The sequence below is a fragment of the Janthinobacterium sp. GMG1 genome, from assembly GCF_034427795.1.
Lineage (GTDB): Bacteria > Pseudomonadota > Gammaproteobacteria > Burkholderiales > Burkholderiaceae_D > Janthinobacterium.
Genome location: NZ_JAXQNT010000008.1, coordinates 27,578 through 48,500, shown reverse-complemented (window position 1 = coordinate 48,500; position 20,923 = coordinate 27,578). Strand labels below are relative to the sequence as shown.

Genomic DNA, 20,923 nt, shown 5'->3' with positions numbered 1-20,923 from the left:
TCCGTCCATAAGGAAACGCATTTGACCACCATCCAAATCATCAGCGCCATCGTCTTCGGCCTTGCGCTCATCCACACCTTCGCCGCCAAGTCGTTTGAAACATTATCGAGGCGCCATCCCCGCCATGCGGGCCTGCTGCATTTGCTGGGTGAAGTGGAAGTCGTGTTCGGCTTCTGGGCCTTTATCTTGATCATCATCATGGCCTTTGTCTCGGGCGGCGATGCGGCCATCGAGTATGCCGAGTCGCGCCATTACACGGAGCCGCTGTTCGTCTTTGTCGTCATGGTCGTGGCCGCCTCGCGCCCCGTGCTCGACGCCGTGCAGCGCCTGTTGAAAAGCGTGGCGCGCGTGATGCCGCTGCGCACGGAACTGGCCCTCGTCTGGCTGGGCCTGGCGCTCGTGCCCCTGACGGGCTCATTGATCACGGAACCGGCCGCCATGACCCTGGCCGCGCTGATGCTGGCGCCGCAAATCTTCCGCCCGGGCATCCCCGAATGGCTGAAATACGGCGCGTTGGGCGTGCTGTTTGTCAATGTTTCCATCGGCGGCACCCTCACCTCGTACGCAGCGCCGCCCGTGCTGATGGTGGCCACCACGTGGAACTGGGATAGCGCCTTCATGGCCAGCCATTTCGGCTGGAAGGCCGCCATCGCCGTGCTGATCAACGCCACGGGCGTGAGCATCTTGCTGCGCAAATATCTGCACAGCAACACTTCCGACATCAAGCCGAAAGCCGGTGAAGTGGAAGCGCCGAAAGTGCCGCTGGCCGTCAGCCTGGTGCACATGATCGTGCTGGCCGGCGTGGTCACCCTGGCGCACCATCCCGTGCTGTTCATCGGCCTGTTCCTGTTCTTCCTCGGCTTCGTGCAGGCGTATGAGCGCTATCAAAGCCCGCTGATCCTCAAGGAAGGCTTGCTGGTCGGCTTCTTCCTCGGCGGCCTGGTGGTACTGGGCGGCATGCAGCAATGGTGGCTGCAGCCCATCGTTTCCAGCCTGAAGCCGCTGGCCCTGTTCTTCGGCGCCCTGGGCTTGACGGCCATTACCGACAATGCGGCCCTCACTTACCTCGGTTCGCTGATCGTCGGCATGACGGACGAAGCAAAATACATGCTGATGGCTGGCGCCGTGGCCGGCGGCGGCCTGACCGTCATCGCCAACGCGCCGAACCCGGCCGGCGTGGCCCTGCTGCGCCGCGGTTTCAAGGATGAATCGATCGGCGCCGTCGGCCTGCTGGCCGGCGCGCTGCTGCCAACGGCCGTGGCGGGCCTGGCCTTCCTGGCGTTGTAAGCTGCATCGCGGGGCGGCTGCCGGCCGCCCCTGTTTCCCTCAATTGCCCTCCTCAGTTACCTTCATACACCAAAAAATGCAGCCGGTCATAGAACAGGCTGTAGGCATAATCGAACGTGCCCACGCTGCGAAAACCCTTGTGCAGATACACTTGCAGCGCTTCGCTCTTTTCCCACACCGTCAAAGTGATGCGCTCACAGCCCTTGCGGCTGGCCAGGTCGCGGATTTCATGGAACATTTGCCGAAACAAGCCCTGGCCCCGGTATTTCTCGTCGATGGCCAGGCTGCTGACGAAACAGTCGTCGGCGCGCGCATGCGCGAGCACGAAGGCGTCATACGCATCGTCAAGCGCCTTCATGTCATCGCGGTAATACGAGACGGCGCCGCAGGCCTGGAACTCGTCCATCGTCGCGGCCGTGAAAAAGCCGATGAAACGCCCGTCCTCGTCATGCAAGCCGTGGATGTGCGCCAGATACGGATCGATATTTTGCCGCCGCTGCAGTTCGACTAACTGCAGATTCAATTTATTCCCAAAGGAACAGTATTCCAGGTAACTGGTGGCAAACAGCAATTTGGCCATGCGGTTCTTCGCCTCGTCGCCCAGCAGTTCTCCCGCCACCAGTGTGAGCGGCGCATGCGACAGCAGGCCCGCCTGCGCCTCGTCACCTGGCGGGGCGGCATCGCTGGTGGCCGGCATGCGGCTGCCGTGGCGGCCCACGGTCGGGCGCCAGAAGTTGCCGGCGGCAATCTGCTGCGAGCGGTGGGCCAGCAGGTAACGGCAAAAGACGGCATTCACGCGGTCGAGCTGCGGGTCGTCCGACAGCACCGAGTAATAGTGAAAGTGGTCGATGTCCGCCCGCAACTGGGCAGCATACGCCATGCGCGGCACTTCCTCGATATCGAACACGTCGACGATATTGACGAGGCTCAAAGGATCGTCGAGCTGCCAAGCGATTTCATCGAGCCGCGCCACGCAGCGCGCATATGCGCGCCGCTCCTCGTCGCTCAAGGGGATGTGCATGTCGGTAATGATATCGTCCAGCAAGCGCATGCCGCGGATGCCGCCCGCCACCGCTTCGCGCGCGCCGTCATACAGCACGCAATAGCGCTGGTAGAACTCGGCATGGCTGAGCAGGGTCACGCCCAGGTTTTTCTTCCATTCGGCATAGAACTGGCCAAACAGCTGCGCCTCGAATTGCGGGCAGGAACGGGGAATCTGCGCAGCGATGCCCGCATACGCGAGGTTCACATTGCGCTGGATCACGCGCAACGCGGCATCGTTCTTCTTGGCGATCAGCATGCCCGTTTCATCGAGAAACAAATTCATCCAGCTGACATGCCGGCGCTCTTCGCTGTCATCGGCGTTGCGCTGGAAATAATCGGGCACTTCCGGCTTCATCAGGAAAATCGTCGCCGGATTGTGCGGGATCGTATCGACATCCATATACATGCCGCCGTATTCGCACATGATGAGGATGCGAAAATAATCGGACAAGGTGGCGAAGTAGCGCTGCGTATGCAGGGTATCGAGGATATCGAAGCGGGCCGGCGCGAAATCGAGCGCCAGCGCGCGCAGCGAGTTGATATGCAGGGTCGTGCCGCCGATGGCGTAGCGGCCTATCGTGTAGCGCCCGGTGCCGCCCGTGGGGCTGAAGCGCTCGTCATCGCGCAGCTGCTGCGCATCCCACACCCACAGAATGGAGACGTACGGCGCGCCGCCGTTGTAGCGCACGTCGTCGAGCGCCGCGCCCCACTGCCCGATCGCCTCACAGGCGATGTCCGGCAATGGTCCGCCCATCCAGATGCGGTGCAGGTAGCGCTCGTCGTCACCCAGCGCGCGCGTGGGGATGCAGCTGAGCGAGGAACAGCTTGCCGCATTGAAATGGTTGAAGTTCAGGGCGACAAAGCTGCGCAGGGCCGCGATGCCCGCCTGGTGCTCCACGGCCAGTCGTTCCAGATCAATGCCGGGGGGCCGGACATCGGCCAGGGTGATGTAATCGAGTTTCAGCCGGTTGATGCGAAACTCGTATTCCAGGTTGAAAATCTTTGCTTGATCGTGTTTCGAGGCCAGGTCATCTATTTTCATGGGCGCACCATTTTCCGCAGGAGAGTGTCAATGAACTTCGCAGGAGGTAAAACAAGGTCGACAACATGCGCATCGCTGCGCCATCAGTGCCGGGCCAGCAGCACCTCGCTTTCCCGGCGCCCCGCCATACCCCGCGCAAACAGCAGCAGGCAGGCGGCGATGACCACGATGACGGGGATATTGAGCAGCGCATACGTTTCCAGCGCATAGCCGAAGCGCTGGCACAGCACGTTGTACAGCTGCAGCCAGGCGGACAGATAAATGCAGTAAAGCAAGCTCATCGCGGCCGTCGTGAGTGTCATCGATTCCTTGCTGGCCGTAATCGCGCTGCGGATCAGGGCGCCGTTGAACAGGCCGAAGCCGATGGAATAGACAAACATGCAGGCGGCAAACACGTCGACGTGATGGCGACCCGCGCCGGCGCCCAGCATGCCGGCGGCCGCGATCAGCCCGCCCAGGCGCAGCAGGGACACGAGCGGGAAATCCTGGCGCAAACGCTGGATGGCGATGCTGCTGAGAACGAAACCGGACAAAATCACGCATTGCAGGGCGATATACGTGGCGTAGGACGCGCCCATTTCCTGCAGCACGAAGAGGGGCGAAAAGCCGATCCAGGCCGTCAGGGGCACGGTGGCCAGCCCGGCCGTGAACATGCCGAACATGAAGCGCCCGTTGCTGAAAATGGCGACATAGCTGCGCACGATGGCGGCCAGGTCCAGGCGCGTGACCTTGGGCGCCGCGCGCGGCATGGTCTTGCACAGGCCCAGCAGGGACAGCAGCGCCAGCAGGCCCGAGAGGAAAAAGACGTAGCGCCAGTCCAGCCGGCTGATGATGGCGCTGCCGAGGATGGGGCCGGCCAGGGGCGCGAGGATGGTGGTGCTCGACAGGATGCTGCTGAGCTTGACGGCCGCCATGTCGTCGAACAGTTCATGGATCATGGCATAGCCGACGAAGATGAAACAGCAGCCCATGCCCTGGATGAAACGCGCGGCGAGAAATTGCTCGATCGAGGCGGAAAATGGCACGGCCAAGGTGGCCAGCAGGAACAAGGTATTGCCAGTCAACACCAGCTTGCGCTTGCCGATGGTGTCGGCCAGCGGCCCCAGGAAAATCTGCAGCGAGCTGCCGCCCAGCAGATACAGGCTCAGGGACAAGGGGACGAATTTTTCCTCTGCCTGGAACTCGCCGACGATACCCAGCATGGCCGGCATGATCATGTCGTTCGACAAATAAATATTCAGTTCAAAGACGAGAAAAAACGCAAAAAACCACAGCAACTGTTTGGACTTGATGGACATGGCGCGTTCCGTAACGTGGGTGGCTGCCGTCAGTGCATGCCAGTCGTCGGGGCATGGGACGGCAGACACGGATCACACTGAAAACGTGTACCAATTGTATACCAATTAGTATTTTTAGCGCCTGATTTTGTTATTTTTAAATACCGCAACAATACCACTTTACAAAATTCATGGTGCTGCGGCATTTGGAATCTGCGCTGGAAAGGGCACCGCCAGCGTGCCGGCGCGCGGCAGCAGCCGTACGGGAGAAAGGAAAACGATGCGTACCAGTACCTGCGCACCGTTGCGGCGCGCAGCACGCTGGCTTACCGGCGGCGGTGGCTGGCGAAGAAATCGAGCAGCATCTTGCTGGCGTCGGGCTTGGCCTTGTCGTTGAATGGCAGACTGGCGTCGCCGCCGCTCCACGCGTGCTCGAGGTGCTCGACCTGCGCCACGCGCAGCAGCACATCCTTGCCCACCTGATAATCGTGCAGCCCATACGCATGGGCCGGATTGCGTCCGCCCGCCGCGCCGCCAGGCAAACGCTGCGCCGTCACCACGGTATCAACCGGCAAGCGGTTGACGCGCACGCTCTGGCGCACCAGCTGCGTCTGGTTAATGGGACGCACCACCTTGTCGGCCAGCCCTTGCAGCAGGATGGTGGGCAGGCGGGGAAACGCGGGCTGGCGCGCCAGCACTTCATCGATGGCCGCGTCGGCACGGGCGCTGGCGCCATGCTGCATCACGCCCAGCGCGCCGATCAGGTTATGCCCGGCGCCAAACACGGGCCCGGAATGCAGGCCCAGCGCGGCAAACAGATGGGGATGGTTCAGGGCCACGATATGCGCCATGCCGGCGCCGGCGGAAATGCCGCAGATATAGATGCGCGCGCGGTCGATCGCATAGCGGGCCGCCACCTGCTCGATGGCGCCGACGATCAGGCGCACGTCGCCGCCACCCTCCTGCGTCAGCTTGTCGTACCACTTCCAGCAACGACGCGCATGCGAACGCAGCGATTGCTGCGGATACAGCACGGCATAGCCCTTGCGTTCGGCCAGGCGGTTCATGCGCGTGCCTTCGGCAAACTGCGTGGCGCTCTGTTCGCAGCCATGCAGCATCACCAACAGCGGCCGGCCCCGGCTGCGCATGGCGGCGCTTGGCGCCTTCTCGGGCAAGTACAGGAAATATGGCAGGCGCCGGCCCGGCAACTGACCGAGTTCAGGCAACGGTGCATAGTGGGCGGCCAGCCACTTGCCCGGCGGGGGCGCCGTTCGCTTGCGCACGCGCGGTGGCGACAGGGGCGTGGCAAAGGGTGCCAGGGCGGGCACGGCGCCGCTGGCAGGCCTGGCGCGCGGCGGCGGCCTGGTCTTGACCACGGCCTTGACCACGGTCTTGCCACGGGGTTTGGATTTAGCCTTGGGCTTGGCCGGCACGGGGCCGAACAGCACCTTCGCCAGCTTGGTGGCAGTGCGCTGCTGCGCCTTGCCGGCGCGCAAAAGCCCACGCAGCCACTTGGTGGCGGGCTTTACCATGACAAGCGGCGCGCGTGTCGTAGTGGAGCGTACCGCAAGTTCATCCCTCTGCATCGTTGCATCGTCAGCATGTGCGGCCTCCTCCGTAGAACGCATAGAGTACCGCAATTGGCTGACCACACCGTACGGTTGCACACCGATAAAGTGCCGCTAAGTAATCCTCAGGAAATTATTGTGAATTTATGACGAACAGAACCGGATGCTATGCAAGGCGCCCACTGCGACGCAGTGCGAGCACTGCTAGCAGCGGGCAACGCCGCAGAGCGCCGGTTATGGAAGTCAGAAATCATAATAATTTATTGGGGGTTACTTAGCACCATTGAGGCAGATCAAGCGCGACCTGGTGCGTATGCTTACTCTGGATGTTTGATCAGCACTTCACACGAGGAGAGAACACCATGAGCTATCTGGATCGCGATATCCTGGGCATGTACCGCAACCACGACGGCCCGGGGCCGGCCCTGATGGGGGCAGATACCCTGATCGGGGACGATGTCTACAATCACAACGACGAGGAACTGGGCGACATCAAGGAAATCATGCTCGACATGCGCACCGGCCAGATCGCCTATGCCGTGCTGTCCTTCGGCGGCATGCTGGGCATGGGCGACAAGCTGTTTGCCGTGCCCTGGGAGCGCCTGACCCTGGACACCGTCAACAAGCGCTTCCTGCTCAACGTCGACAAGGACCTGCTGAAGGATGCCCCCGGTTTCGACAAGAACAACTGGCCCGACATGGGCAGTGAAGCGTGGAACCTGCAGATGGAAGCGTTCTATGGCAGCGGCACGCGCTACGGCAGCGGCGCCATGGCAGGTAGCCGCATGCCATCCGGCAGCGACCTGCGCAGCGGCGCCAGCCTGCAAGCGGGCAGCGAAGGCAGCCTGTCCGGCACCTCCATGAGCGGCAGCCGCGCCGGCACGGGCAGCAGCCAGGGCGGCTCGCGCTCAGCGCTCGGCGATGATGATGATCTCAACAAGCGCACTTGAGAGATCAGGTGGAACGTAGGTCGGGTAGGATGGATTAGCGGAGCATGTTGCTGCCCATCGTTAGCGTCAAGGCGCCTCTAGAAACCATAGCGAGCAAGTTCAATATCGCGTTGAGTAGCGCAACCGTACTCTGTACGGGGGCGCCGAGCCGGTGAGCAACGCCGACGCGATAGTGAGCTGCGCAGTAGGTTTATAGAGGTGCCATCACCGTTGCATCGACTCCCATACTTTCTGCAGGCGCTTGGCAGACACCGGCATCGGCGTCCGTAATTCCTGCGCAAACAGCGACACGCGCAGCTCTTCCAGCATCCAGCGGAAGTCGACCAGTTTCGGGTCCGTGTTCTTGCCAGCCTGGCGGTCCTTGGTCTGGCGCAGATACGGCGCGGCGGCCGATTGCCATTCGGCCATCAGCTTGATATCGCGCGCGGGGTCGGCCCGCAGTTTTTCCAGGCGCACATTGATCGCCTTCAAATAGCGGGGGAAATGCGCCAGCTGCGTGTACTCGTTTTCCGTCAGGAAACGTTTATGCACGAGGCCCTGCAGCTGCGCCTGGATATCGGTGGCCGCCGCTGCGGGAATATTTTGTAGCCGCTTCGGCAAGCCGTGGAATTCCGTCAGCACTTGCGACAGCAGGCGGGCAATTTCATTCACCAACAGAACCAACCGCGACTTGCCCTCCGTCTGGCGCTTGGCAAACGAGGCGGCGTCCAGCGGCAGCGGATCTTGCAGGCAGGCGATGTCGAGCGCCTTGTTGATGATTTGCTCGCGCAGCTCTTCCTGCGAACCGAGGGCCATGAATTGCATGCCCATCTGCTGCAGGCCGGGAATGCTTTTCTCGACGTATTTGATCTGCTCCTTCATTTGCAGCGCGAACAAACGACGCAAACCGATTTTATGCGTGCGGGCGGCCACGGTCGGATCATCAAACACTTCCAGGTCGCAATGCGTGCCCTTGTCGACCAGGGCGGGGAAGCCGATCAGGGTCAGCTTGCCTTGCACGATTTCGAGCAATTCCGGCAATTCGCCGAAGGTCCAGGCCGTCAAGCCCATGTGTTGCGAGACGGTGGCATTCGGCGATGCCGGCGCGGCAGCGGCTGCGCCCTTGGCTGGCGCACCGCCCTTGCCTGCTGCCGCGCTGGCGCCCTGCGCTTGCAGCCGCGACGCCACTTGCGCGCCCGCCACCTTGGCACCGGGCGTGCCCGTACCGGACACGCCCGACACTTCGGCCAGTTTCTGGAAGCTCTGGCGCGCCTGGCCGCCGAATTCCGCTTGCAGGGTGGCCAGGTTGCGGCCCATGTCCAGCTGACGGCCGTGCTCATCGATCACCTTGAAATTCATGAAGTGATGGGCAGGCAGGGTTTCCGGTTTGAAATCCGTCGTCAGCACATTGATGGTGATCTGCGTGCGGATGTCGAGAATGATGGCGTCGATCAGGTCACCGCGGCCAAACACGCCCGCTGCATGCACGCGCTCGCAGAACTTGGCCGCATAGTCGGGCAGCGGCACGCAGTGGCGGCGCAGCTTTTGCGGCAACGATTTTAATAGCAGATGCACTTTTTCCTTCAGCATGCCCGGCACCAGCCATTCGCAGCGCTCGCGCGGCAACTGGTTCAGCGCATACAGGGGCACGCTCAAGGTCACGCCATCGCGCACGCTGCCCGGCTCGAAGTGATAGGTCAGGCCCATTTCCAGGCCCGTCACGGACATGGTTTTCGGGAACAGGTCCGTCGTCACGCCGGCCGCCTCGTGGCGCATCAGCTCTTCGCGGTTCAGATACAGCAGCTTCGGGTTTTCGCGCGTGGCCTCTTTATGCCATTTCTCGAAACCGGCGCCATTGCACACGTCCGCCGGCACCAATTTATCGTAGAAAGCGGCGATCAGTTCATCGTCGACCAGCACGTCCAGGCGGCGTGACTTGTGTTCGAGGTTTTCAATGTCCTTGATCAATTTATGGTTGTGCGCAAAGAACGGCGCGCGCGTGTCGAAGTCGCCGCCGACGAGCGCGTCGCGGATGAAGATTTCGCGCGCTTCCGGCAAGTTGAAATTGCCGTAGTTGATGCGGCGTTGGCTGTACACCACCAGGCCATATAAGGTCGCCCGTTCGGATGCCGTCACCTGCGCCGAGCGTTTTTCCCAGCGCGGTTCGCCCCACGATTTCTTCAGCAAATGCTCGCCGACCTTTTCCAGCCACTCGGGCTGGATCTGCGCCACGCAGCGCGCGTACAGGCGCGTCGTGTCGACCAGCTCGGCCGCCATGATCCACTTGCCCGGCTTTTTCAGCAGCGAGGAACCGGGCCAGATATGAAACTTGATGCCGCGCGCGCCCAGGTAGCCCGCGCCCGGCTCGTCCTCGCCCTTGAAACCGATATTGCCCAGCAAGCCGGTCAGCAAAGCCATGTGCAGGTTATCGTAGGTGGCCGGCGCTTCGTTCAGGCGCCAGCCCTGCTCCTTGACGATGGTCAACAGCTGCGAATGCACGTCGCGCCATTCGCGCAAGCGCATCTGCGACAGGAAATTCGTGCGGCAATTATCCTGCAACTGGCGGTTGGTTTTCTTGTGCTCGATGGCCGATTCGAACCAGCGCCAGATTTTCAGGTAGCTGAGGAATTCCGACTTTTCATCGGCAAACTTCTTGTGCGCCTCGTCAGCCGCCTGCTGGTGTTCCATCGGGCGGTCGCGCGGATCCTGCACGGACAGGGCCGAGGCGACGATCAGCACTTCCGTCAAACACGCGTTATCGAGCGCGGCCAGGATCATGCGGCCCACGCGCGGGTCGAGCGGCAGCTTGGCCAGCTTGTTGCCCAGCGGCGTGAGTTGATTGACCTCATCGACGGCACCGAGTTCCTGCAGCAATTGATAACCATCGGCCACCGCGCGCGCCAGCGGCGGCTCGATGAAGGGGAAGGTTTCCACGTCCGTCAGGTGTAGGGATTTCATGCGCAGGATGACGGCCGCCAGCGAGGAGCGCAGGATTTCCGGCTCCGTGAATTTCGGGCGCAGCAAATAATCCTGCTCTTCGTACAAACGGATGCAGACGCCATCGGCCACGCGGCCGCAACGCCCGGCGCGCTGGTTGGCGGCGGACTGGGCAATCGGCTCGACCTGCAATTGCTCCACTTTATTGCGGTAGCTGTAGCGTTTCACGCGCGCCAGACCCGCGTCGACCACGTAGCGGATGCCGGGCACGGTCAGCGAGGTTTCCGCCACATTGGTGGCCAGCACGATGCGGCGCGCATTGCTGGTTTTGAAGACGCGCTCCTGCTCCTCGGCCGACAGGCGGGCGAACAGGGGCAGGATTTCCACATGCGGCGGATGGTGCTTGCGCAGCGCTTCGGCGCAGTCGCGGATTTCGCGTTCGCCCGGCAAGAACACCAGCACGTCGCCCGAGCCGATGCGGCACAGTTCCTCCACGCCATCGACGACGGCATCCATCAGGTCGCGCTTTTCGCGCGCTGCGGCCGTGCGCTGGCCCGGCTTGTCGGCGTTCGCGCCCGAACCAGGCATGGCCACCTGCTCGCGCTCGACGGGACGGTAGCGCACTTCCACCTGGTACAGGCGGCCCGACACTTCGATCACGGGCGCCGGCTTTTCCGGCGTGCCGAAATGGCGCGAGAAGCGTTCCGCATCGATGGTGGCCGAGGTGATGATGATTTTCAGGTCAGGCCGGCGCGGCAGCAGCTGTTTCAGGTAGCCAAGCAGGAAATCGATGTTCAGGCTGCGTTCGTGCGCTTCATCGATGATGATGGTGTCGTAGTTTTTCAACAACGGGTCGGTCTGCGTCTCGGCCAGCAAGATACCGTCCGTCATCAGCTTGACGGACGCGCCACGGCTCAGGGTATCGGTAAAGCGCACCTTGAAGCCCACGGTTTCGCCCAGCGGCGTGCCCAGTTCCTGCGCGATGCGCTTGGCCGTCGACGAGGCGGCGATGCGCCGCGGCTGCGTGTGGCCGATCATGCCCTTCTGGCCCCGTCCCAGTTCCAGGCAAATCTTCGGCAACTGCGTCGTCTTGCCGGAACCCGTCTCGCCCGAGACGATGATGACCTGGTTTTCCATCAGGGCCTTGGCGATTTCCGCGCGCCGGCCCGAGACGGGCAAGTCTTCCGGATACGTAATCGGCGGCAGCGGATTGCGGAAGGCCTTTTCCGCCTCGCGCGCGGCGCGGGCTGCGTCACGGCTCTCGCGGCTTTCCTGCCCCTCGCGCGGCGGGCGCGCGGCCTGGGGCTTGCCCTCTGCCGATCGCTGCTGCTGTTGCTGCCGCTGTTGTACTTTCGGCTGCTCCGCGCGCGGCGCCTGCGGCCTTTGCTGGCTCACGGGCGGGCGCTGGCGGCCCTGCGCAGGCGTGCCTGCAGGCGCGGAAACATCCCCGCTGGCGGGCACATTTGCAACGTTGGAAGGAGGGGAAGACTTATTGCTGGCTGAAGACATTGTTTTTTACAGGTATTTTAAGCGCGCACATCGCGCAGCGAATTATAATGCGCTTAATGGAAAACCCTACCCAATTCGTCCAATGGCTGCGCTCCGTCGCGCCCTACATCCACGCCTTTCGCGGCAAGACCTTCGTGGTCGCCTTCCCCGGTGAACTCGTCAGCGCCGGGGCGCTGCAGGTGCTGGCCCATGATTTGTCCCTGCTGCATGCGCTGGACATCAATGTCACCGTCGTCTACGGCTCGCGGCCGCAGGTGGCGGAACAACTGGCCTTGCGTAACGTCGAAGGCCGCTTCCACAATGGCGTGCGCATCACCGACATCGCCGCGCTGGAATGCGCGAAGGAAGCCGCCGGCGAGCTGCGCCTCGATATCGAGGCCGCGTTCAGCCAGGGCTTGCCGAACACGCCCATGTCGCATGCAGCCATCCGTATCATTTCCGGCAACTTCATCACGGCGCGCCCGCTGGGCGTGATCGATGGCGTGGACCTGGAACTGACGGGCATCACGCGCAAGGTCGACGCCGAAACCATCCATTCCATCCTCGGTTCGGACGGCCTGGTGCTGCTGTCGCCGCTGGGCTTTTCGCCGACCGGCGAAGCATTCAACCTGACCATGGAAGACGTGGCCTGCAGCGCCGCCATCGCCCTGCATGCGGACAAGCTGATTTTCATTACCGAAACACCGATGATGGAAGACGCCACGGGCGTGGAAATCCGCGAACTGTCGTCGCACCAGGCCGAAGCCGTACTGATGGCGGGCTTCTTGCCGGACGCCACGGCGTTTTACCTGAAACATTGCGTCAAGGCATGCCACAACGGCGTCGAGCGCTCGCACATCGTGCCCTTCTCGATGGATGGTTCGGCCCTGCTGGAATTGTTTACCCATGATGGCGTGGGCACCATGATCAGCCATGAAAATCTGGAAAGCTTGCGCCAGGCCACCATCGAAGACGTGGGCGGCATCATCAAGCTGATCGAACCGCTGGAAGCGGACGGCACATTGGTAAAGCGGGGCCGCGAGCTGATCGAGCGGGAAATCGATTATTTCTCCGTCATCGAGCACGATGGCGTGATCTTCGGCTGCGCCGCCCTGTACCCTTTCCCTGCGCAAAAGATGGCGGAAATGGCATGCCTGACGGTCAACCCGGAAGTGCAAGCCCAGGGCGACGGCGAGCGCATCCTGAAACACATGGAAAACCGCGCGCGCGCCGCCGGCCTGAACAAGCTGTTCGTGCTGACCACGCGTACCTCGCACTGGTTCAAGAAACGCGGCTTCGTGCCGGCCACCGTCGACGATTTGCCGAAGGACCGCCAGCATATGTATAACTGGCAGCGCAAATCCCAAGTGTTGATCAAGACACTCTAAAACTGAAAAAGCCCGGCATGCCGGGCTTTTTCCTTACTAAAATATCATTACTTGATATTCAGCGGCGCAAACGATTTGACCAGGTCATCGAGCGCCTTCAATTGCGCCAGGAATGGCTCCAGCTGGTCCAGCGGCAAGGCGCTGGGGCCGTCGCAGCGGGCGTTGTCGGGATCAGGATGGGCTTCCAGGAACAGGCCGGCAATGCCGACGGCCAGGCCGGCGCGGGCCAGGTCCGCCACCTGCTGGCGGCGGCCGCCCGACGCGGCGCCGCCGGGGTCGCGCTGCTGCAGCGCATGCGTGACGTCGAAGATGATGGGCAGGTCGTCGCAGGTTTTCTTCATGACGCCAAAGCCCAGCATGTCGACCACCAGGTTGTCGTAGCCGAGGCAGGTGCCGCGGTCGCACAGGATCAATTGATCATTGCCCGCTTCCTTGAATTTTTCGACGATATTGGCCATCTGGCCAGGGCTGAGGAATTGCGGCTTCTTGATGTTGATCACTTTACCGGTTTTCGCCAGGGCCACGACGAGGTCCGTCTGGCGCGCCAGGAAGGCGGGCAATTGCAGCACGTCGACCACTTCGGCCACCTGCTGCGCCTGCCATGGCTCATGCACGTCGGTGATCACGGGCACGCCGAACGCCGCCTTGACGTCCTGGAAGATGCGCATGCCTTCTTCCAGGCCCGGACCGCGATAGGAATGGATCGAGGAGCGGTTGGCTTTGTCGAAACTGGCCTTGAACACATAGGGAATGCCCAGTTTTTGCGTCACGCGCACATATTCTTCGCAGGCGCGCATGGCAAGATCACGCGATTCGAGCACATTAATGCCGCCAAACAGCACAAAGCTGCCTTCATTGCTGACATCGATGCCATTGACTTTCACTGAGGCCATAGGGGATTCCATATTGGTTAATTGTTACTACTGGGTTGGAAGAGGCGCAGCCAGCGGCTGGCGCGATAAGGCATCTTACTAGCTAGGGCGGCGCAGATCAAATTTGATCCAGCGCAAGGGCACGGCAAACGGCGTGTCGCCAGGCCGCGACGGCCCCGCGAGGACAGGCGCAAAGTGCCTTATAATCACGCTTTATCTCTACACTGATTCAGGAGCACAGATGGCCCGCACGATCCACTGCATCAAACTCAACAAGGAAGCCGAAGGACTGGATTTCCCGCCGTACCCGGGCGAACTGGGCAAGAAAATTTACGAATCCGTGTCGAAGGAAGCGTGGGCTGCCTGGCTCAAGCACCAGACCATGCTGGTCAATGAGAACCGGCTGAACCTGGCCGACGCGCGCGCCCGCAAATACCTGGCCACGCAGATGGAAAAACATTTCTTCGGCGATGGCGCCGATGCGGCCATGGGTTACGTGCCGCCAACGGAATAAGTGTTACCGCTTGCCCGTGACCACGTCACGGGCAGTTTCACCTTCGCTGCACCTGCGTTTCACGCCCTCCCCCGCCGTTTCACGGCACTGCCTCCCCGTTTCGTCGCACACCGCTCGCCGCCCACGCCGCCCGCTGGCACAGTACGTCCATCGACAACCTCATTCCAAGGCGGACACCATGTTGCAGCAAATCTTCAGCCACACTCCCCTCTACGTCTGGGCCATCCTGGGCTTTCTCGTGTACCGGGGCGTGCTGGCCAGCCGCGCACGCGAAGTGACTTTGCGCAAGCTGTGCATCATTCCCCTGGTCATGCTGGCCCTGTCGCTGAGCGGCGTACATGGCAGCTTCGGCCTGGCCGGTGTGGCGCCGTTCGCCTGGGCAGCAGGCGCCCTGGCCGGCGCGGTGCTGGCATGGTCGTTGACCAGGACAGACGCCATCGTGGCCATTCCCGCGCGGGGCAGCGTGCAGCGTCCCGGCAGCTGGGTACCGCTGGTCCTGATGATGAGCATTTTCTGCATGAAATATGCGGTCGCCGTGACCCTGGCCATCGCCCCGGCCTATGCCCATGCGCCCGGCTTCATGATGCCCGTCTGCCTCGCCTATGGCTGCTTCAGCGGCATCTTCCTCGGCGGCTTGCTGCGCACCGTGGCCGTGTACCGCCAGGCACATATGACAAGCGGCCCGCAAGGGGCCGCCGTGTAAGACAGGTGTGGAAGCCGGCAAGCACCGGCTATCACCTTAATATGCCAGAGTACGCACGCCTTCCGGCATGCCCAGCAGGCAGACATTCGCGCCGCGCACGGCGAACAGGCCAACGGCGATGACGCCGACGATCTGGTTGATCTGCTGTTCCAGCGCCACCGGGTCGGCGATCTGCAAGCCCTGCACGTCGATGATTTCGCCACCATTGTCGGTAATGAACGCTTCCGTGCTGCCGGCCTTCAGGCGCAAACGGGGCGTGCCGCCCAGCGCGGCCAGCTGGCGCGAGACGGCGGCGCGGGCCATCGGCACCACTTCCACCGGCAGCGGGAAGGCACCCAGGGTATCGACGAGCTTGGAGCCGTCGGCGATGCAGACGAACTGTTTCGCTACGGAAGCAACAATCTTTTCACGCGTCAATGCAGCGCCGCCGCCCTTGATCATGGCGCCGCTGGCCGTGATTTCATCGGCGCCGTCGATGTAGACGGCGATCGACTCGACATCGTTCAGGTCGAAGACGGGAATGCCATGGCCTGCCAGGCGCGCGGCCGTCGCTTCGGACGACGCGACCGTGCCCTTGATGCTGTCCTTGATCTTGGCCAGTTCATCGATGAAAAAGTTGGCGGTGGAACCGGTGCCGACACCGATGATTTCACCCTCCACCACATAGGCGATGGCGGCACGGGCTACGGCTTGTTTCAATTCGTCTTGGGTCATGGCATTCAGGCTAAAGTGAGGAATGGCGCTATTTTAACGGATTGCCAGCCTGGCCAACCGGCCATCATGACCGACGAGATGACGCGATACAACAGCTAAACGGGAAAACCTTGCCCTAGGGCAATTGCGCACCCAATTACACTCTATGCCCTCTAAAATATGCGAAAATGGAACGATACACCGATATGACGTTTCAGGAATAGCACATGAATCACAGTAAACAGGTACTTGTTGTCGATGACAGCCGGGTTTCACGTTTGATGTCGCATCAATTCATCCTCAGCAAACACGCCGACTGGCAAGTGATTGAGGCTGCGACGGGTGAGGAAGCCCTGGAAAAAGTCAAGACCGTCACCCCTGTGCTGATACTACTGGATGTCAACATGCCCGGCATGGGCGGCATCGCGGCCGCGGAGCAATTGCGCGCGCTGTGCCCGCAGACGCACATCATTCTCGTCACGGCCAATGTGCAGAACGCCACCCGCAACCGCGCCAGCGAAATGAAAGTCGGCTTCATGGAAAAACCGATCACGGAAACGCGCATCCACCAGCTGATCGAATCACTGGGACTGTGAGCATGATCAATCTCTCCGAACTAGAGAACGACGCCCTGGTAGAGATATTCAACATCGGGGTGGGCCACGCGGCGGCGGCCATGAGCGAGATCGTGAATGAAGAAGTCACCATGTCGGTGCCGTCGATCACCTTCCTGAACCGTGCCGACGCGGCCGCCTTGCTGGGCAGCAAGAAGGATGGCGAACGCATCTGCGGCGTCAGCCAGCATTACGATGGCGCGTTTGCCACCGAAGCCATCCTGATGTTCCCGGAAGACAAGAGCCTGGAAATCGTGCGCCTGATGGTGGGCGACGCCATGCCGCTGCAGGAACTGACGGAGATGGAACAGGAGGCGATGAGCGAGATCGGCAACATCATCCTCAACTCCTGCGTGGGGACCCTGGCCAACCTGTTCGACAGCGAACTGCACGGTTCGTTGCCCCTGTACCACGTGGGCACCAGCGCGGAAATCCTGTCCTCGTTCGGCGGCCAGGATGACGAGGCCGTCGTGCTGATGCTGCATATCGACTTCGTGCTGTCCAAGCACCAGATCCATGGCTATGTGGCCTTCGTGCTCGACCTGTCCGCCCTGCACGATCTGAAACAGCAAGTCAGCCGCTACCTGGCCAAGGTGCTGGGACAGGCGTGACGATCATGCCGGATGCCTTGCACCGACTCGCCCTGCTCGAGAGCATACTCGGCGCCGTGAACCTGGGCGCCATCGTGCTCGATGAGGAGCACCGCATCGTGCTGTGGAACCGCTGGATGGCGCGCCACTCGGCCCACCCGGCCAACGCCGTGCTGGGCCAGGATTTCTTCGCCGTCTTCCCGGAGATGCGGCACAAGCGCATCGATTCGGCCATCACCCAGGCCCTGCGCGACAATTTCCAGTCGCTGCTGTCGCAAACCCTGCACAAGGCGCCGTTTGCGCTGTACACGCATGGCGCGGCCACGGGCGGCAGCGATGGCGAGGAACGCATGCAGCAAGCCATCGCCGTCACGCCGATCAATTTACCCGGTTCGCCGCGCCACTGCCTGATCCAGATCAATGATGTCACCATCGCCGTGGGACGCGAGAAGCTGCTGCGCGAACAGACCATGGTCTTGCGCTCGCAAACCTTTTCCGACGGCTTGACGGGCATCGCCAACCGCCGCCACTTCGACGTGGCGATCGAGAAGGAAATGCGGCGCGCCATGCGCACCAGCAGCCCGCTGTCGCTGCTGATGATCGACATCGACCATTTCAAGGATTACAACGACCATTACGGCCACCAGCAGGGCGACGATTGCCTGATCCGCGTGGCGGCCGAACTGGCCGCCATGCTGCAGCGCCCGACCGACTTGCTGGCCCGCTATGGCGGCGAAGAGTTTGCCGCCATCCTGCCCGACACGGACGCGGCGCAGGCGCTGCGCATGGCCGAGGCGATCCGCCAGCATGCGGCGGACCTGCGCATTCCGCATGCCAAGACGGGCAATGAGGTCAAGCACATCACGGTCAGCATCGGCATCGCCACGCAGCAACCGCAGCAGCCGCTGGCCATCTCCGCCCTGATCGGCGCCGCCGACCGCGCCCTGTACCTGGCCAAGGGCGCCGGGCGCAACCGCGTGATGGTGCAGCCGCTATAAAAAAAGCAACACAAGGCAAAGGATTCCTGTAGACATCTTTACGGCGTGTGCGTAGACTCGTTACTGATTGCAGCAACAACAACAAGAATTTATCTGTGGTATCTATCCCTGCGCATGGCCCACCCATGCGGGACATGGCCAGGAGCGCTTGTGAATCTCGATCCTCCCCTCAGATCCGGCTTGCCGGGCGCCGGCATGGATACGACCATGGTGAACGGCATGCGCCTGCTGCTGTCGAGCGCCACCTTGCTGACCCTGTTCATCGACCCCGAAAGCGCCGGCAAGCTGACCAAGATCACCTGGCTGATCTTTTCCGCCTACACCATGCACAGCCTGCTGCTGTATGTGCTGGCCGTCCTGGGCCTTAGCTTGCCGGAAGATATACTGCTGTACTGGCTGGACGTGGCCTGGTATGCGCTGATCGTGTTTTCCACCAGCAGCCACAACAATTTATTCTTCCTGTTTTTTTTCTTTGCCATCCTCACCTCGTCGTTCCAGCGGGGCTTCGAGGAAGGCGCGCGCGTCACCCTGGCCTCGGCCGGCCTGTTTGCCGCCACCGCCCTGTTCGGCGAAACGGATGCGGAACTGTCGCGCCTGCTGCTGCGCACCACCTTCCTGCTGGCGCTCGGCTACATGATCGCCTATTGGGGCGGCTCGGCCATCACCCAGCGCAGCCACCTGGCGCTGCTGCGCGATGTCAGCCAGCTGTCCAATCCCCGCTTCGGCGTCGACCAGACCATCACCTCGGTGCTGGAAAAGACCCGCAGTTATTTCAACGGCCGCAGTTGCCTGCTGATCATGCAGGACAAGGGCACGCGGGTCTGGTCGCTGCGCAGCGTGATTCATACGGGCACGGGCGTCGTGCATACGAGTTCGCTCCTCAGCGACGACGCGGCCAGCCCCCTGCTCGCTTTCCCCTATGACAAGATCGCCCTGTACAACCAGCCCGCCGGGCGCTGGCTGCCGTGGATCGGCGGCGCGCGCATGCTCGAACCCGACAGCGGGCGCTGGCTGCGGCATGACGACGCGGCAGGCGCCCGCCTGGCCGAACTGCTCGAGGCACACGCATTCATCAGCGCGCCGCTGCCCTTGCGCAATGGCAAAGGCCGCATCTTCATCGTGTCCGCCACCAGCATGAGCAAGACGGACGCCCTGTTTCTCAGCCATATAGGCGCGCAGGCGTTTCCCGTCATTGAAAACATCGACCTGCTCGACCGCCTGGCGTCGCAGGCGGCCTCGCGCGAGCGCGAAAAGATCGCGCGCGACCTGCATGACACGGCGGTGCAGCCATATATCGGCCTGCGCCATGGCCTGGCCGCCCTGCGCAACGAAGCCACGCCGGGCAACCCGCTGCTGCCCGAGCTGGAAAAACTGATCATCATGTCGGGCCAGGTGATCACCGACCTGCGCAGCTATGCGCGCACGTTCAAGAACGGCCAGGTGCAAAGCGAGCCGGAACTGCTGGTCGCGCTGCGCCGCCAGGCCACGCAGATCCGCGAGTTCTATGGCATCGACATCGCCCTGCACATCGAAGGCGACCTGCACATCAACGACCGCCTGGCGGCCGAGGTGTTCCAGATCGTCAACGAAGGCATGAGCAATATCCGCAAGCATACGTCGGCACGCCATGGCGCCGTCAAGCTGACCTGCGTGCAGGGCGCGCTGCACATCAGCATCGACAACGAATGCGCCGCCGCGCACGTCCCCGACTTCCTGCCCGACTCGCTGGCCGAGCGCGCCGCCGCCCTCGGCGGCACCGCCCGCGTCACACATGGCATGCTGGGCAACACCTCCGTACAGATCGAGATCCCCATATGAATGACTTACGCCACATGCCACCGGCCGGACATGTCATCAGCGTCATGCTGGTGGACGATCACAAGACCATGCTGTGGGGCCTGGAGCGGCTGATCGGCGGCGAGCACTCGGGCATGCGCGTGGTCGCCACGGCGTCCGACAGCGCCGAGGCGCTGGAGCAGGCGAAGGCACTGCAACCGGATGTGATCGTGCTGGACCTGGACCTGGGCGGCATCAGCTCGCTGGCCATCCTGCCCGCGCTGGCGCAGTGCGGCGGCACGCGCGTGCTGGTGCTGACGGCCAGCCACGACCAGGCCATCCTGGACCAGACGGTACTGAAAGGCGCGCGCGGCATCGTCAGCAAGGATGCGCCGGCGGAGATGGTCCTGAAGGCCATCGAAAAGGTCTACCAGGGCGAACTGTGGCTGGAACACGCGATGCTGGGACGCATGCTGACGCAGCTGACCCAGCCCGGCGGCGGCTCGGCGCAAGCCATCGCCGTCGCCAGCCTGACCCTCAAGGAAAGAAAGATCATCGCCGCGCTGGTGCACGGCAGCGGCACGCCGGCCAAGCTGCTGGCCGACCAGCTGTTTATCTCCGAACACACCTTGCGCAATCACCTGACGTCGATCTACCGCAAGCTGGGCGTGTACAACCGCCTGGAACTGTACGCCTACGCCACCAAGCACCAGCTGGGCCAATTGCCGCCCGGCGCCTGACGCCGCCATCCCCCTGCACGGCCACCGCACGGCCGCGCCCTTCCTCCCCGCCGCCCCCTTCGCCCGCCACCGGCGCGGCCTCGCCGCGCCCCTGCGCGCGCCAAACTCAAGCATGACAATTGTCACGAAAAAAACAAGCAGTTCCTCCCCGCAATAAAAGGATGTTCTTCTGATGTAGATCAAGGTGCCGACTTCTATAGTGGATTTACCGGAGTGCAAATCACCGCGCGGCCCACCACAACACGGAGCACAGCATGCGCTTTGACAAGTTTCTTCCGACAGCCCTGATCACCTATTTGCAGGGCAAGGAAAAGGCTGCGTTCTACCGCTATGCCCTGGTGGCGGCCCTCATGGCGGTGGTCTGCATCATCGGACTGCTGGCACTGGGCGAGAGCCCATGAGTACGCCAGGAAGCAACGCTGCCATGCCGTTTTACCCACCGCTGTACCTTAACCACCACCAG

At 62.4% G+C, this 20,923-nt stretch carries 17 protein-coding genes; 11 read left to right on the top strand and 6 right to left on the bottom strand.

Features of this window, described 5'->3' with window-relative positions; all coding sequences use genetic code 11:
* Positions 1–21 precede the first annotated feature (21 nt).
* Complete coding sequence (locus SJI03_RS20490; protein ID WP_322428376.1) at positions 22–1,287, top strand: putative Na+/H+ antiporter; 1,266 nt, start codon at positions 22–24, stop codon at positions 1,285–1,287.
* A gap of 52 nt (positions 1,288–1,339) precedes the next feature.
* On the opposite strand, the gene SJI03_RS20485 is transcribed toward SJI03_RS20490, so the two are convergent.
* The 3 genes from SJI03_RS20485 to SJI03_RS20475 form a co-directional block, all read right to left on the bottom strand.
* On the bottom strand, positions 1,340–3,373 hold the full coding sequence (locus SJI03_RS20485) for a GNAT family N-acetyltransferase (RefSeq protein ID WP_322428375.1): 2,034 nt from the start codon (positions 3,371–3,373) through the stop codon (positions 1,340–1,342).
* A gap of 83 nt (positions 3,374–3,456) precedes the next feature.
* A complete protein-coding gene (locus SJI03_RS20480; RefSeq protein ID WP_322428374.1) occupies positions 3,457–4,671 on the bottom strand; it encodes an MFS transporter in 1,215 nt (404 codons plus the stop codon).
* 305 nt (positions 4,672–4,976) lie between these two features.
* Entirely contained in the window at positions 4,977–6,182 is a 1,206-nt protein-coding gene (locus SJI03_RS20475) for a PHB depolymerase family esterase (RefSeq protein WP_322428373.1), read from the bottom strand.
* Between the two features lie 398 nt (positions 6,183–6,580).
* Between SJI03_RS20475 and SJI03_RS20470 the strand changes: the two genes are divergently transcribed.
* Complete coding sequence (locus tag SJI03_RS20470; protein WP_099379061.1) at positions 6,581–7,168, top strand: PRC-barrel domain-containing protein; 588 nt, start codon at positions 6,581–6,583, stop codon at positions 7,166–7,168.
* Positions 7,169–7,372: 204 nt separating this feature from the next.
* On the opposite strand, the gene hrpA is transcribed toward SJI03_RS20470, so the two are convergent.
* On the bottom strand, positions 7,373–11,593 hold the full coding sequence (hrpA, locus tag SJI03_RS20465) for an ATP-dependent RNA helicase HrpA (RefSeq protein WP_322428372.1): 4,221 nt from the start codon (positions 11,591–11,593) through the stop codon (positions 7,373–7,375).
* A 56-nt stretch (positions 11,594–11,649) separates the two neighbouring features.
* Here hrpA and argA point away from each other — a divergent pair, with 56 nt between their 5' ends.
* Positions 11,650–12,960: an amino-acid N-acetyltransferase gene (gene argA, locus SJI03_RS20460; protein ID WP_046685875.1), complete on the top strand. Its 1,311-nt coding sequence runs from the start codon at positions 11,650–11,652 to the stop codon at positions 12,958–12,960.
* Positions 12,961–13,007: 47 nt separating this feature from the next.
* Here argA and kdsA read toward each other — a convergent pair whose 3' ends face one another.
* A complete protein-coding gene (kdsA, locus tag SJI03_RS20455) occupies positions 13,008–13,853 on the bottom strand; it encodes a 3-deoxy-8-phosphooctulonate synthase (RefSeq protein WP_071322452.1) in 846 nt (281 codons plus the stop codon).
* A 220-nt stretch (positions 13,854–14,073) separates the two neighbouring features.
* Between kdsA and SJI03_RS20450 the strand changes: the two genes are divergently transcribed.
* Entirely contained in the window at positions 14,074–14,346 is a 273-nt protein-coding gene (locus SJI03_RS20450) for an oxidative damage protection protein (protein ID WP_034750797.1), read from the top strand.
* A gap of 178 nt (positions 14,347–14,524) precedes the next feature.
* Complete coding sequence (locus SJI03_RS20445) at positions 14,525–15,049, top strand: DUF6622 family protein (protein WP_322428371.1); 525 nt, start codon at positions 14,525–14,527, stop codon at positions 15,047–15,049.
* Positions 15,050–15,085: 36 nt separating this feature from the next.
* On the opposite strand, the gene rpiA is transcribed toward SJI03_RS20445, so the two are convergent.
* Positions 15,086–15,763 (bottom strand): ribose-5-phosphate isomerase RpiA, encoded by a 678-nt coding sequence (rpiA, locus tag SJI03_RS20440; RefSeq protein ID WP_322428370.1) that lies wholly within the window; start codon positions 15,761–15,763, stop codon positions 15,086–15,088.
* Between the two features lie 206 nt (positions 15,764–15,969).
* Between rpiA and SJI03_RS20435 the strand changes: the two genes are divergently transcribed.
* From SJI03_RS20435 to SJI03_RS20410, 6 genes are all read left to right on the top strand, one after another.
* A complete protein-coding gene (locus SJI03_RS20435; RefSeq protein ID WP_322428369.1) occupies positions 15,970–16,338 on the top strand; it encodes a response regulator in 369 nt (122 codons plus the stop codon).
* Between the two features lie 2 nt (positions 16,339–16,340).
* Entirely contained in the window at positions 16,341–16,967 is a 627-nt protein-coding gene (locus tag SJI03_RS20430) for a chemotaxis protein CheC (protein ID WP_099379055.1), read from the top strand.
* Positions 16,964–17,944 (top strand): diguanylate cyclase, encoded by a 981-nt coding sequence (locus SJI03_RS20425; RefSeq protein ID WP_416208775.1) that lies wholly within the window; start codon positions 16,964–16,966, stop codon positions 17,942–17,944. The genes SJI03_RS20430 and SJI03_RS20425 overlap by 4 nt, the downstream gene beginning before the upstream one ends.
* A 150-nt stretch (positions 17,945–18,094) precedes the next feature.
* Entirely contained in the window at positions 18,095–19,762 is a 1,668-nt protein-coding gene (locus SJI03_RS20420) for a sensor histidine kinase (RefSeq protein WP_322428368.1), read from the top strand.
* Positions 19,759–20,460 (top strand): response regulator transcription factor, encoded by a 702-nt coding sequence (locus tag SJI03_RS20415; protein ID WP_322428367.1) that lies wholly within the window; start codon positions 19,759–19,761, stop codon positions 20,458–20,460. Before SJI03_RS20420 ends, SJI03_RS20415 begins: the two co-directional genes overlap by 4 nt.
* Positions 20,461–20,714: 254 nt before the next feature.
* Entirely contained in the window at positions 20,715–20,861 is a 147-nt protein-coding gene (locus SJI03_RS20410; protein ID WP_158300249.1) for a hypothetical protein, read from the top strand.
* Positions 20,862–20,923: the final 62 nt, after the last annotated feature.